The organism is Streptomyces griseofuscus (assembly GCF_014673495.1).
Taxonomy (GTDB): Bacteria; Actinomycetota; Actinomycetes; order Streptomycetales; family Streptomycetaceae; genus Streptomyces; species Streptomyces murinus.
Genome location: NZ_CP051006.1, coordinates 4,401,614 through 4,414,900, shown reverse-complemented (window position 1 = coordinate 4,414,900; position 13,287 = coordinate 4,401,614). Strand labels below are relative to the sequence as shown.

Genomic DNA, 13,287 nt, shown 5'->3' with positions numbered 1-13,287 from the left:
TATTACAGGACCCTAGGGGCCGCCCCTCCCTAGGGGGCACCCGGACTTGTCCCGGGCCCGCACCCCCGCCTATTGACGCCGCCTCTAACAACTGCGAGATTCACCTCTGTCAAGTTACGGACGCGTACCGCAGCCGACGCGAATCGGCCGGACCACGGGACGAGGCGGCATGACGACGGCAGTGAGCAGTGAACTCCCCACGGAGCTGCGGGGATTCGGAAAGGTGCAGCGCCTCGCCTACGAGTGCGCGGAGGCGGTCGCGGCGCGCCTGGAGCCGGGGGTGACCGAGCGTGAGGCCGCGCGGATGCAGCGGGAGTGGCTGCGCGAGCGCGGGGTGCGGGACTGGTTCCATCTGCCCTTCGCCTGGTTCGGGGACCGTACGGCGTTCGTGAACTTCCGGATCCCGCTCCAGTTCTTCCCGACCGACCGCGAACTCGAGCCGGGGATGCCGTTCATCCTGGACATGGCTCCGGTGTTCGAGGGATACACGGCTGACATCGGCTACTCGGGGTCCCTCGGGGTGAATCCCGTACAGGACCGGCTGATGGCCGATCTGGAGGCGCACCGGGAGCTGATCCTGCGCGAGGTGCGGGAGCGGCGTCCGCTGCGGGAGATCTACGAGGACGTGGAGCGGCTGATGGTCCGCCAGGGCTACGCCAACCGGCATCGGGCCTACCCCTTCGGTGTGATCGCCCACAAGGTGGACCGGGTGCGGGAGCGCCGCTTCGCGCCCCACGTCTTCGGTTTCGGCACCCAGTCCCTCAAGGGCCTCGCCTCGGACGCGCTGCACGGCCACCGCGAGGGCTGGTCGCCGCTGTGGTCGCCGTACCGCTTCTCGGACCATCCGCCGAAGCCGGGCCTGTGGGCGGTCGAACCGCATCTGGGCTTCCGGGGCACGGGTGCGAAGTTCGAGGAGCTGCTCGTGGTCACCGATTCGAAGGACCCCGAGCAGAGCGCGTTCTGGCTGGACGACGAGCTGCCGCATGTGCGGCGCTGGGCGGAGGAGAAGTGACGACCCTGAAGGGTGCGCGCGAGCGCACGGTACGGACCGGCGGAATCGACCTGTGCGTGGCCGAACTGGGCGACGCGCAGCAGCCGACGGTGGTCCTGGTGCACGGCTATCCGGACAGCAAGGAGGTGTGGTCCGAGATAGCTCCGCGCCTCGCGGAGCGCTTCCATGTGGTGCTGTACGACGTCCGGGGCCACGGCCGCTCCACGGCGCCGCGGCCGTTGCGCGGCGGCTTCACGCTGGCCAAGCTCACGGACGACTTCCTGGCCGTGGTGGACGCGGTGAGCCCGGACCGCCCGGTGCATCTCGTCGGCCACGACTGGGGCTCGGTGCAGTCCTGGGAGTTCGTCACGGTCGGCCGCACGGAGGGCCGTATCGCCTCCTTCACCACGATCTCCGGACCGTCCCTGGACCACTTCGGGCACTGGATCAACGACCGCCTGAAGCGTCCGACGCCCCGCCGGGTGGCCCAGCTCCTGGGCCAGGGCGCCAAGTCCTGGTACGTGGGCATGCTGCACACCCCGGCCCTGCCGGAGCTGGCCTGGCGCGGCCCGCTCGGCAAGCACTGGCCGAAGCTACTGGAGCGGGCCGAGGGCATTCCGGCCGGCGACTACCCGACCTCCTCCCTGCCCCAGGACGCGGCCCACGGCGCCTGGCTGTACCGGGACAATGTGCGGCCGCGGCTGACCCACCCCCGCCCGGACGCGTTCGCGCACGCGCCGGTGCAGCTGATCACGCCCCAGGGCGACGCGTTCCTCTCCGAGCGGCTCTACGACGACCTGGACCGCTGGGTGCCCCGGCTGACCCGGCGCACGCTCCCGGCCAAGCACTGGGCGCCGCGCACCCGGCCGGACCAGCTGACCGCCTGGATCGAGGAGTTCGTCCTGTCGGTGGAGGGCGGCCGCCCCGAGCCGAAGGCGACCGGGCCCCACTCGGCGCGGTTCGGCGGGCAGCTGGTGCTGGTCACCGGCGCGGGCAGCGGGATCGGCCGGGCGACGGCGTTCGCGTTCGCGGAGGCGGGCGCGCGGCTGGTGGCCGTCGACCGGGACGCCGAGGCGGCGGCCCGCACCGCGGAACTGGCCCGGCTGATCGGTGCGCCCGAGGCATGGGCGGAGACCGCGGACGTCTCGGACGAACAGGCCATGGAGAAGCTGGCCGAGCGGGTCCACCGCGCGTACGGCGTGCTGGACGTGCTGGTCAACAACGCGGGCATCGGCCTGTCCGGGTCCTTCTTCGCCACGACCACCGAGGACTGGCGCAAGGTCCTCGATGTCAACCTCTGGGGCGTGATCCACGGCTGCCGGCTCTTCGGGGCGCGGATGGCCGAGCGGGGCCAGGGCGGCCATATCGTCAACATCGCGTCCGCCGCGGCGTTCCAGCCGTCCCGGGTGCTGCCCGCCTACAGCACCTCCAAGGCGGCGGTCCTGATGCTCTCCGAGTGCCTGCGCGCGGAGCTGGCGTCCCAGACGATCGGGGTCACGGCGATCTGCCCCGGCATCGTCAACACCAACATCACGTCCACGGCGCGCTTCGCCGGGGCCGACGAGACCGAGGAGCGCCGCTTGCAGAAGAGCTCCGCGCGCCTGTACGGACTGCGCAACTACCCGCCGGAGAAGGTGGCTTCGGCGATCCTGGACGCGGTGGTCCACAACCGTCCGGTGGTCCCGGTGACCCCGGAGGCGCGGGGCGCGCACCTCCTGTCCCGGGTGCTGCCGGGGGCGCTGCGCCGGCTGGCGCGGGTGGAGCCGAAGGTGTGAGCCGGGCGGGGGCGTTGGGGGTGCCGGTCCTCAACACCCCGTCTGCGCAATCCAGTTGTCCACAACTTCGCCCATTCCCCTGTGGATAACCGCGGTTGCCTGTGGATCAAACCTCCCCGCGAAAACAAGCTGCGTGATCCGCGTCTCTCGACCACCCTGAACCCATGGACGAAGACCCCATGGGCGAAAGACGCACGGTCAAGGTCTCGAAGTACCTCTCCCGGCACCTCCGCCACCAGCCGGACCGCATCGGCCTCACCCTCGACCCCGCCGGCTGGGTGGACATCGACACTCTGATCAGCGCGGCGGCCGAGCACGGCTTCCGCTTCACCCGCGAGGAACTCGACCGGGTCGTCGCCACCAACGACAAACGGCGCTTCACGGTCGACGGTGCCCGGATCCGCGCCAACCAGGGCCACACCGTCGCCGTGGACCTTGGCCTTCCCCCGGCCACCCCGCCGCCGTACCTCTACCACGGCACCCACCCCCGCGCCCTGGAGTCCATCCGGGCCACCGGTCTCAAGCCCATGGACAGACATGCCGTGCACCTCTCCCCCGACCGCGACACCGCCACCCGGGTCGGCCTCCGCCGGGGCCGCCCGGTCGTCCTGGTGGTCGACGCCGGTGCCATGCACCGTGACGGCCATGTCTTCCACGTCAGCGCCAACGGCGTCTGGCTGACGGCCGCCGTGCCCCCGCGCCATCTGCGTTTCCCAGGACCGCGCTGATCTCACCCGCACCGCCTCGGCCCACCGCTTACCCTCGAACGCATGAGTCTGCGTCTGAGCACCGTGATACTGCCGTACCGCCGCTGGCACGAGGGCGGCCGCGCCACCTGGGTGCGCGCCGAGCAGCTGGGTTTCCACACGGCGTACACCTACGACCACCTGTCCTGGCGCAGCTTCCGTGACGGCCCCTGGTTCGGTGCCGTCCCCACCCTGACCGCCGCCGCGGCCGCCACCGAGCGGCTCCGCCTCGGCACCCTGGTCACCTCCCCGAACTTCCGCCACCCGGTCACCCTCGCCAAGGAACTGATCTCCCTGGACGACGTCTCGGGCGGCCGCATCACCCTCGGCATCGGCGCCGGCGGCACCGGCTTCGACGCCACCGCCCTCGGCCAGGACCCGTGGACCCCGCGCGAGCGCGCCGACCGCTTCGCCGAGTTCGTGCCGCTGCTCGACCGGCTGCTCACCGAGGACGCGGTGACGCACGAGGGCCGCTACTACTCGGCGGACGAGGCGCGCAACATCCCGGGCTGCGTCCAGCGCCCCCGGCTGCCGTTCGCCGTCGCCGCCACCGGCCCGCGCGGGCTGCGGCTCGCCGCGCGCCACGGCCAGGCATGGGTGACCACGGGCGACCCGAAGCTGTACGAGACGGGCACCCCGGAGCAGTCGGTGGAGGCGCTGCGCGGACAGCTGGCCCGGCTGACCGACGCCTGCGCGGAGGCCGGCCGGGACGCCGCCGGTCTGGACAAGATCCTGCTCACCGGCTTCACCCCGGACCGCGGCCGCCCGCTCACCTCGCTGGACGCGTTCGTGGACTTCGCCGGGCGGCACCGGGACCTCGGCTTCACCGAGATCGTCCTGCACTGGCCCATCCCGGACTCCGACTTCGCCGCGGACGAGAAGATCTTCGAGCGGATCGCCATGGAGGGCCTCGCCCAGTTGGGCTGATGTGTCCTGCGGCACGCTCATGCGGGTCCCGGGACACTTCGTGGGGCGGCAGGGGCACCCGGAGCGTCATCTGTGTCTCATCTGTGCACACTTCCGCACGCCCGTGCGGGCATATGCGCGAGAATGACCGGATGACCTCAGCGACCAGGCAACCCGGGACCCCCGCCGCCGCGATCCGCCCGCGGCTGATCGCCACCGACCTCGACGGCACCCTGCTGCACGACGACAAGTCGGTCTCCCCGCGGACCGTCGCCGCCCTGGCCGCCGCCGAGCAGGCGGGCATCGAGGTCTTCTTCGTCACCGGCCGCCCGGCCCGCTGGATGGACGTCGTCAGCGACCATGTCCACGGCCACGGGCTGGCCATCTGCGGCAACGGCGCCGCCGTGGTCGACCTGGGCGGCGGCCCCGGCGCCCACCGGTTCACCAAGGTGCGCGAGCTGGCCCGCGGCAACGCCCTGGAGGCAGTCCGGCTGCTGCGCCGGGCCGCGCCCGGCACGGTGTTCGCGGTGGAGCAGACCTACGGCTTCCACCAGGAGCCCGCCTATCCGCGGCTGCACATGGAGGTGCCGGGCCACCGGCTGCCCGCCGAGGAACTGCTCGCGCCGGACGGCCCGACCGCCGCGCAGCCCGTGCTCAAGATCCTCGCCCACCACGCCACCCTCGACCCGGATGCCTTCCTCACCCTGGCCCGGCTGGCCGTCGGCGAGCGCGCCACGGTCACCCGCTCCAGCCCCAGCGCCCTGCTGGAACTCAGCGGCCCGGGCGTCTCCAAGGCCAGCACGCTCGCCCTGTGCTGTGCCGAGCGCGGCATCTCGCACGAGGAGGTCGTCGCCTTCGGGGACATGCCCAACGACATCGAGATGCTGACCTGGGCCGGGCAGTCCTACGCCATGGGCAACGCCCACCCCGACGCCGTCGCCGCCGCCTCCGGCCGCACCGCCGCCAATACGGAGGACGGCGTGGCGATCGTGATCGAGCGTCTGCTCGACCAGCACGGTTAGACCGAGCCGCACGAGGCCCCGGGGCACCGCCTGCCGACGCATCGTCCGCGGACGGTGCCCCGGGGTCTCACCGCGCGCCCACCAGCGACTCCGCCTCCGCCTCGCGGCGCACCATCTCGCGCAGCGGACCGTCCACCGCGGCGAGTTCCGCGTAGGGGCCCCGCTGTACGACGCGGCCCGCGTCGAGCACCAGGACCTCGTCCACCTCGTCGAGACCGGCGAGCCGGTGGGTGATCAGCAGTGTCGTACGGCCCTCGGTGGCGGCCAGCAGATCGGCGGTGAGCGCGTCGGCCGTCGGCAGGTCCAGGTGCTCGGCCGGCTCGTCCAGGACCAGCACGGGGAAGTCGGCGAGCAGCGCGCGGGCCAGCGCGAGGCGCTGCCGCTGGCCGCCGGACAGCCGCGCCCCGTACTCGCCGACCAGGGTGTCCAGGCCGTCGGGCAGCCCGTCCACCCAGTCGAGCAGCCGGGCCCGCGCCAGTGCCCCGCGCAGCTCGGCCTCGGTGGCGCCTTTCCTGGCCAGCAGCAGGTTCTCGCGCACCGAGCTGTCGAAGAGATGCGCGTCCTGGGCGCACAGCCCGACCAGCTGCCGCACCTCGTCGCCGGGCAGTTCGGAGGCGCCCACCCCGGCGAGGGTGTAGGAGCCGGAGCGCGGGTCGAGGAAGCGCAGCAGCACCTGGGCGAGGGTCGTCTTGCCGGAGCCGGAGGCCCCCACCACGGCGATCCGGCGGCCCCGCTCCAGCGTCAGGTCGAACCCGGTCAGCGCCTCACCGTGCTGTCCCTCGTGCCGCGCGGCCAGCCCCTTGAGGACCAGTGGGAACGGCGTCGCGGGCACCGGGCGGGGCCGCTCGGGCTCACGCACCGGCTCCGGCGCCTCCAGCACCTCCCGCACCCGCTCCGCGCTGCGCCGCACCCGCTGCCGGTGGCGGACGGCGAGCGGCATCCCGAGTACAGCCTCGAACGCGGCCAGCGGGGTGAGGACGACGACGGCCAGCGCGACACCGCCGAGCCGGCCGGCCGCCACCGCCTGGACGCCGAACAGCGCCATGGCCGTGACGGTCAGGCCGGAGACCAGCGCGGTGAGTCCGTCGCCGAGCGCGGTGACGGCGGCGGCGCGGGAGGCGATCCGGGTCAGGGTGCCGTCCGCCCGCTTGGCCGCGCCGGTACGGGCGGGCAGCGCGCCGGCCACGGTCAGCTCGGCGGTGCCGGTGAGCAGATCGGTGACGCGGGTCGCCAGTTCGCCGCGGGCGGGTGCCAGCCGGCGCTCGGTGTGCCGGGCCGCGGCCGCGGTCACCAGGGGCACACCGGCTCCGGCCGCGAGCAGACCCACCGCGAGGGCGGCGCCCGCCTCGGGGAGCAGCCAGGCCGTGAAGCCGACGGTCGCACCGGAGACGAGCAGGGCGACGGAGGCGGGCAGCAGCCAGCGCAGCCAGTAGTCCTGGAGCTCGTCCACGTCCGCGACCAGGCGGGTCAGCAGATCACCGCGGCGGGCGTCGCGCAGCCCGGCGGGGGCCAGGCGTTCGAGCCGCCGGTAGACCGCGACCCGGGTGTCGGCCAGCATCCGCAGCACGGCGTCGTGCGAGACCAGCCGCTCGGTGTAGCGGAACACCGCCCGCCCGATCCCGAACGCCCGCGTCGCCGTCACGGCCACCATCAGATACAGCACCGGCGGCTGCTGCGACGCCCGCGAGATCAGCCATCCCGAGGTCGCCATCAACCCCACGGCACTCCCGAGCGCGAGACTCCCCAGCACCGACGCCAGCCCCAACCGCCCCCGCCGGGCCCCGGCCAGCCCACGGACCCAACCGAGGGCGCCGCGGGGGCGGTCCGACGTGTCGGGCGACCCGGATACCGGCAACGTCTCGAAGGGCGCGGCGTCGGTCTCACCTTCCAGTGCCGAGTTTCCGGGGGCGGGCGGACGAGGCCCGGGGTCCAGGGGGCGGAGCCCCTTGGTGCGCCCGGTGTCCCCACCCGCACCCGCAGTCTCCGGCTCGGCGGGCTCCAGCCGTACGACCCTGTCGGCCACCTCCAGCAGCGCGGGCCGATGCACGACCACCAGCACCGTACGGCCCACCGCGAGCCGCCGCACCGCCGAGACGATCTCCGCCTCGGTCACCCCGTCCAACGCCGCCGTCGGCTCGTCCAGCACCAGTACCGGCCGATCCGACAGAAACGCCCGCGCCAGGGCCAGCCGCTGCCGCTGCCCCGCCGAGAGCCCCGCCCCGTCCTCCCCGAGCACTGTGCCGGCCCCCTCCGGCAGCGCGGCCACGAACTCCCACGCCCCGGCGTCCCGCAACGCCCGCCGCACCGCCTCCTCGTCCGCCGAGGGCCGCGCCAGCCGTACGTTCTCCGCGATCGTCCCGGCGTACAGATGCGGCCGCTGCGGCACCCATGCGATCCGCGACCGCCACTGCGCCAGATCCAGTTCGGCGAGGTCGACCCCGCCGATCCGCACCCGCCCCGCGGTGGGCCGTACGAACCCCAGCAGTGCGTTCAGCAGCGTGGACTTGCCCACCCCGCTCGGCCCGACCAGCGCCACGGTCTCCCCGGGCTCGACGGTGAACGACACCTCGCTCACCGCGTCCACGGACCGCCCGGGATACCGCACCGTGACCGACTCGAAGGCCACCGCGCCCGACGGCACCGCAGCGGTCCCGGACACCGGCACCGGTGTCTCCAGCACCTCGAAGATCTCCTCCGCGGCCGCCAGTCCCTCCGCCGCCGCGTGGTACTGCGCCCCCACCTGACGCAGCGGCAGGTACGCCTCCGGCGCCAGCACCAGGATCACCAGCCCGATGTACAGGTCCATGTCGCCGTGGACCAGCCGCATGCCGATCGTCACGGCCACCAGCGCCACCGACAGCGTGGCGAGCAGCTCCAGCGCGAAGGAGGAGATGAAGGCGATCCGCAGGGTGCGCATGGTCGCCTGGCGGTACTCACCGGTGATCCGCCGGATCGACTCGGCCTGTGCCTTGGCCCGGCCGAACACCTTCAGCGTGGGCAGCCCCGCGACCACGTCCAGGAAGTGACCGGACAGCCGGGACAGCAGCCGCCACTGCCGGTCCGTGCGCGCCTGCGTGGCCCAGCCGATCAGCATCATGAACAGCGGAATGAGCGGGAGGGTGCCGACGATGATCGCCGCCGACACCCAGTCCTCGGTGACAATCCGCGCCAGCACCGCCACCGGCACCACCACCGCGAGCCCCAACTGCGGCAGATAGCGCGAGAAGTAGTCGTCGAGGGCGTCGACCCCGCGCGTGGCCAGGTTGACCAGCGAGCCGGTGCGCTGCCCGCCGAGCCACTCGGGACCGAGCTCCGCAGCCCGCTCCAGCAGCCGCCCCCGCAGCTCGGACTTCACCGCCGCGCTCGCCCGGTGGGCGGCACGTTCGGTGAGCCAGGCGACCAGGGCCCGCCCCGCGGACACCGCCACCAGAAGCAGCAGGGGAGTGGTCAGTTCGGCCAGGGAGCGCCCGTGCTGGAAGGCACCGACGACCACCTCGGCCAGGAGCATCGCCTGGGCGATGACCAGCCCGGCGCCGACGGCGCCCAGGGCGACGACCGCCACCAGGAAGAAGCGGGTGGCTCGGGCGTACCGCAGCAGACGAGGATCGACTGGTTTCACGTGAAACAGGCCCTTCGGTCCAGAGGGTGTGTTTCACGTGAAACACACCCTCGACGGACTCAGTGTGCGGCTTCGGCGATGTGCTGCGTGCCGATCCGCTTGCGGAACACCCAGTAGGTCCAACCCTGGTAGAGCACCACCAGCGGAGTGGCGATCACCGCGAGCCAGGTCATGATCTTCAAGGTGTACGGGCTGGACGAGGCGTTGCTGACCGTCAGGCTCCACGCGCCGTTGAGGGTGGACGGCATGACATTCGGGAAGAGCGACAGGAAGAGCATCGCCACGGCCGCCACGATGGTGAGGCCGGACAGGCTGAACGCCCATCCCTCGCGCCCGAGTTGATTGGCTGTCAGTGCGCCCACCAGGGCGAGGACCGCCACGACCAGGGCGATGAGGCTCTTGCCGTCACCGCTGTCGGCCTGCGTCCACAGCAGGAAGCCCACCGCCAGCACGGCGGCGACGAGACCGGCCCACAGGGCCAGCTGCCGCGCCCGCCCCCGGATGTCGCCGACGGTCTTGAGCGCCGTGAACACCGCCCCGTGGAAGGTGAACAGCGTGAGCGTCACCAGTCCGCCGAGCAGGGCGTAGGGGTTGAGCAGGTCCCAGAAGCTGCCGACGTACTCGAAGTGCTGGTCGATCTTGACGCCCCGCACGATGTTCCCGAAGGCCACGCCCCACAGGAACGCCGGGAGCAGGGAGGTCCAGAAGATCGCCGTCTCCCAGTTGCGCTGCCAGTTCTCCTCGGGCCGCTTCGCCCGGTACTCGAAGGCCACGCCGCGCACGATCAGGCAGACCAGGATGGCCAGCAGAGGCAGATAGAAGCCGGAGAAGAGGGTGGCGTACCAGTCGGGGAAGGCGGCGAAGGTCGCGCCGCCCGCCGTGAGCAGCCACACCTCGTTGCCGTCCCAGACGGGTCCGATGGTGTTGATGAGCACCCGCCGCTCGGCCCGGTCGCGGGCCAGCAGCTTGGTGAGGATGCCGACCCCGAAGTCGAAGCCCTCCAGGAAGAAGTAGCCGGTCCACAGGACGGCGATCAGGACGAACCAGACGTCGTGAAGTTCCATGACTGTTCCCTCGGCCTAGTACGAGAAGGCCATCGGCCGGTCGGCGTCACTGGTGTCGCCGCCGATCTTCGTGGGCGGGTTGAGGTCGTCCTCGGTCAGCTCGGGCGGCCCGGCCTTGATGTACTTCGCGAGCAGCTTGACCTCGATCACCGCGAGGATCGCGTACAGCGAGGTGAAGACGATCATCGAGGTGAGGACCTCGCCCTGGGAGACGCCGGGGGAGACCGCGTCCCGGGTCTGGAGCACGCCGTAGACCACCCACGGCTGACGGCCCATCTCGGTGAAGATCCAGCCCCAGGAGTTGGCGATCAGCGGGAAGGCCATGGTCCAGGTCGCGATGCGCCAGTACCAGGGCGTCAGCCCGGGGCCGAGCGCCTTCTTGCGGAAGAGCACCAGATGCGGCACCTCGTCCTCACCGACCCGCAGATGCTCCGGCAGCATGAACTTCTTGCGGGTCAGCCAGAGTCCGGCCAGCCCGATGGCGAAGGACGACATGCCGAAGCCGATCATCCAGCGGAAGCCCCAGAAGGCGACGGGGATGTTGGGCCGGTAGTCGCCGGGCCCGAACCGCTGCTGCTCGGCCTTGTTGACGTCGTTGATCCCGGGGACCTCCGACGTGAAGTTGTCGTTGGCGAGGAAGGAGAGCAGGCCGGGTATCTCGATCGCGACCGTGTTGTGGCCCTTCTCCACATCGCCGTAGGCGAAGATCGAGAACGGCGCCGGCTTCTGGCCGTCCCACAGCGCCTCGGCGGCGGCCATTTTCATCGGCTGTTGCTTGAACATGACCTTGCCGAGGGTGTCGCCGCTGACCGCGGTGAGCATGCCGGCGATGACCACGGTGATCAGACCGAGCCGCAGCGAGGTCTTCATCTCGCGGATGTGCTTCTTGCGGGCCAGGTGGTAGGCGGAGATGCCGACCATGAAGGCACCACCGGTCAGGAACGCGGCGGCCAGCGTGTGGAAGGCCTGGCTCAGCGCGGTGTTCTGGGTGAGCACCGCCAGGAAGTCGGTGAGCTCGGCCCGCCCCCTGGCCTTGTCGATCTTGTAGCCGACCGGGTGCTGCATCCAGGAGTTGGCCGCGAGGATGAAGTACGCCGACAGGATCGTGCCGATCGAGACCATCCAGATGCAGGCCAGGTGGATCTTCTTCGGCAGCTTGTCCCAGCCGAAGATCCACAGCCCGATGAACGTGGACTCGAAGAAGAACGCGATCAGCGCCTCGAAGGCGAGCGGGGCGCCGAAGATGTCACCCACGAAACGCGAGTAGGCGGACCAGTTCATGCCGAACTGGAACTCCTGCACGATGCCGGTGACCACACCCATCGCGATGTTGATCAGGAAGAGCTTGCCCCAGAACTTCGTCGCTCTGAGGTACTTCTCCTTCTCCGTGCGCACCCAGGCCGTCTGCAACCCGGCCGTGAGGGCGGCCAGGGAGATCGTCAGCGGGACGAACAGGAAGTGGTAGACGGTCGTGATGCCGAACTGCCAGCGCGCCAGTGTCTCCGGCGCCAATGCCAGGTCCACGTCGTCACTCTCCTTACTACGCCGTGGTACTGCGGCGATTCGCCCCGTCTGTCACGTACATACGGGGCAAACGGGACGCGCTTGTGAACGCGTTCACATTCACAAGCCATTATGGCGCACCGTTTTTCAGCCAGGAAGTGCGGGGTCGCCCCCTTGCCTCGGAGTCAAGTTCCCGGCGGTCCCCCCGACGTCCCGCCAAAGGGGCCGTAGGGCGGGCATGGGACTCCGGAAGATGGGTAACTCCCGCCGTCGACCAGGGAGTTGCCGTCAATGCCCCGTTTCACGTGAAACGGGCGCCCGACAGAGCCGGGCGCCCGTGATCTTCTCCGGCGTGAGCCGGATTACAGCTGCTCCGTGAACCGGACGACAGCCGCCGAGAGAGCTGGATCACAGCTCCTTGTTCACAGCTCCTTGTGGAAGGCCTCCGAGACCTTCAGGAAGATGTCGTTCGCCTCGGCCTCCCCGATCGTGACCCGGACACCCTCGCCCGCGAACGGCCGGACCACGACACCGTGCTCCTCACAGGCCTGTGCGAACGCCGTCGTACGCTCCCCGAGCCGCATCCACACGAAGTTGGCCTGCGTCTCCGGCACCGTCCAGCCCTGCGCGTGCAGCGCGTCCACCACACGGGTGCGCTCGCAGACCAGCGAGCCGACCCGGCCCAGCAGCTCGTCCTCGGCCCGCAGCGAGGCGATCGCCGCCTCCTGCGCCAGCTGGCTCACGCCGAACGGCACCGCCGTCTTGCGCAGCGCGGCGGCCACCGGCTCATGGGCGATCGCGAAACCGACACGCAGCCCGGCGAGGCCGTACGCCTTGGAGAAGGTCCGCAGGACGCAGACATTGGGCCGCTCCCGGTACAGCTCGACGCCGTCGGGCACCTCGGGGTCGCGGATGAACTCCCGGTACGCCTCGTCCAGCACCACCAGGACATCCTTCGGCACCCGGTCCAGGAAGCGCTCCAGCTCGGCCCGCCGTACCACCGTGCCGGTCGGGTTGTTCGGGTTGCAGACGAAGATCAGCCGCGTCCGGTCGGTGATCGCCTCCGCCATCGCGTCCAGGTCGTGCACATCGCCGGGCGTGAGCGGCACCTGCACCGACCGGGCCCCGTTGATCTGCGTGATGATCGGGTACGCCTCGAAGGAGCGCCAGGCGTAGATCACCTCGTCGCCGGGACCACTGGTCGCCTGGATCAGCTGCTGGGCGACGCCCACCGAGCCCGTGCCGGTGGCCACGTGGGAGGCCGGCACCCCGAAGCGCTCCGCCAGCTCCTCCGTCAGGGCGGCGCACGCCATGTCGGGGTAGCGGTTGAAGGAGGCCGCGGCCGCGGTCACACGCTCCAGCACACCGGGCAGCGGCGGGTACGGGTTCTCGTTCGAGGACAGCTTGTAGGCGACCGGTCCGTCGGACGCGGCCGGCTTGCCCGGCTTGTAGGTGGGGATACCCTCCAGCTCGGCGCGCAGCTTGGGGCTCGTCTCGCTCACCGCAGTCCTCCTCGCGACCACCGGCGGACCGTCGACGCCGCCGGCTTCCAATACTGCTCACCATATGAGGATTCGGCTGCCCTGAGTACTGGCCGTGGGCAAAGCTCCTGGGCTCACGGCTGTAACAGGGGCATCACCGGGCATCGCCCCATGAAGGCG

General features: G+C 71.4%; 9 protein-coding genes. 5 read left to right on the top strand and 4 right to left on the bottom strand.

Going from position 1 to position 13,287, the window contains the following annotated elements:
• The first annotated feature begins 169 nt into the window (after positions 1-169).
• The 5 genes from HEP81_RS19605 to HEP81_RS19585 all read left to right on the top strand — a co-directional run bounded on the left by HEP81_RS19605 (position 170) and on the right by HEP81_RS19585 (position 5,440).
• Positions 170-1,012 carry a M24 family metallopeptidase gene (locus tag HEP81_RS19605; protein ID WP_037650519.1) on the top strand — a complete coding sequence of 281 codons (843 nt, stop codon included), beginning with the start codon at positions 170-172 and terminating at the stop codon, positions 1,010-1,012.
• Positions 1,009-2,766, top strand: coding sequence for an SDR family oxidoreductase (locus HEP81_RS19600; RefSeq protein ID WP_106979817.1), 1,758 nt, complete (start codon positions 1,009-1,011; stop codon positions 2,764-2,766). Before HEP81_RS19605 ends, HEP81_RS19600 begins: the two co-directional genes overlap by 4 nt.
• Positions 2,767-2,945: 179 nt before the next feature.
• Positions 2,946-3,494: an RNA 2'-phosphotransferase gene (locus tag HEP81_RS19595; protein ID WP_037650517.1), complete on the top strand. Its 549-nt coding sequence runs from the start codon at positions 2,946-2,948 to the stop codon at positions 3,492-3,494.
• A 42-nt stretch (positions 3,495-3,536) separates the two neighbouring features.
• Positions 3,537-4,439 (top strand): LLM class flavin-dependent oxidoreductase, encoded by a 903-nt coding sequence (locus HEP81_RS19590; protein ID WP_037650515.1) that lies wholly within the window; start codon positions 3,537-3,539, stop codon positions 4,437-4,439.
• A gap of 131 nt (positions 4,440-4,570) precedes the next feature.
• Entirely contained in the window at positions 4,571-5,440 is an 870-nt protein-coding gene (locus HEP81_RS19585; RefSeq protein ID WP_037650512.1) for an HAD family hydrolase, read from the top strand.
• Between the two features lie 67 nt (positions 5,441-5,507).
• Here HEP81_RS19585 and cydD read toward each other — a convergent pair whose 3' ends face one another.
• From cydD to hisC, 4 genes are all read right to left on the bottom strand, one after another.
• Entirely contained in the window at positions 5,508-9,059 is a 3,552-nt protein-coding gene (gene cydD / locus HEP81_RS19580; RefSeq protein WP_037650510.1) for a thiol reductant ABC exporter subunit CydD, read from the bottom strand.
• Between the two features lie 59 nt (positions 9,060-9,118).
• Positions 9,119-10,123, bottom strand: a complete 1,005-nt coding sequence (gene cydB, locus HEP81_RS19575; protein WP_037650508.1) for a cytochrome d ubiquinol oxidase subunit II — start codon at positions 10,121-10,123, stop codon at positions 9,119-9,121.
• A 15-nt stretch (positions 10,124-10,138) separates the two neighbouring features.
• Complete coding sequence (locus HEP81_RS19570) at positions 10,139-11,647, bottom strand: cytochrome ubiquinol oxidase subunit I (RefSeq protein WP_037650507.1); 1,509 nt, start codon at positions 11,645-11,647, stop codon at positions 10,139-10,141.
• A gap of 401 nt (positions 11,648-12,048) precedes the next feature.
• On the bottom strand, positions 12,049-13,128 hold the full coding sequence (gene hisC / locus HEP81_RS19565; protein ID WP_037650505.1) for a histidinol-phosphate transaminase: 1,080 nt from the start codon (positions 13,126-13,128) through the stop codon (positions 12,049-12,051).
• Between the last annotated feature and the right edge of the window lie 159 nt (positions 13,129-13,287).

Coding starts and splice junctions, on each gene's coding strand:
- HEP81_RS19605 (WP_037650519.1), top strand. CDS start 170: ATGACGACGGCAGTGAGCAGTGAACTCCCCACGGAGCTGCGGGGATTC.
- HEP81_RS19590 (WP_037650515.1), top strand. CDS start 3,537: ATGAGTCTGCGTCTGAGCACCGTGATACTGCCGTACCGCCGCTGGCAC.
- HEP81_RS19595 (WP_037650517.1), top strand. CDS start 2,946: ATGGGCGAAAGACGCACGGTCAAGGTCTCGAAGTACCTCTCCCGGCAC.
- cydB (WP_037650508.1), bottom strand. CDS start 10,123: ATGGAACTTCACGACGTCTGGTTCGTCCTGATCGCCGTCCTGTGGACC.
- HEP81_RS19585 (WP_037650512.1), top strand. CDS start 4,571: ATGACCTCAGCGACCAGGCAACCCGGGACCCCCGCCGCCGCGATCCGC.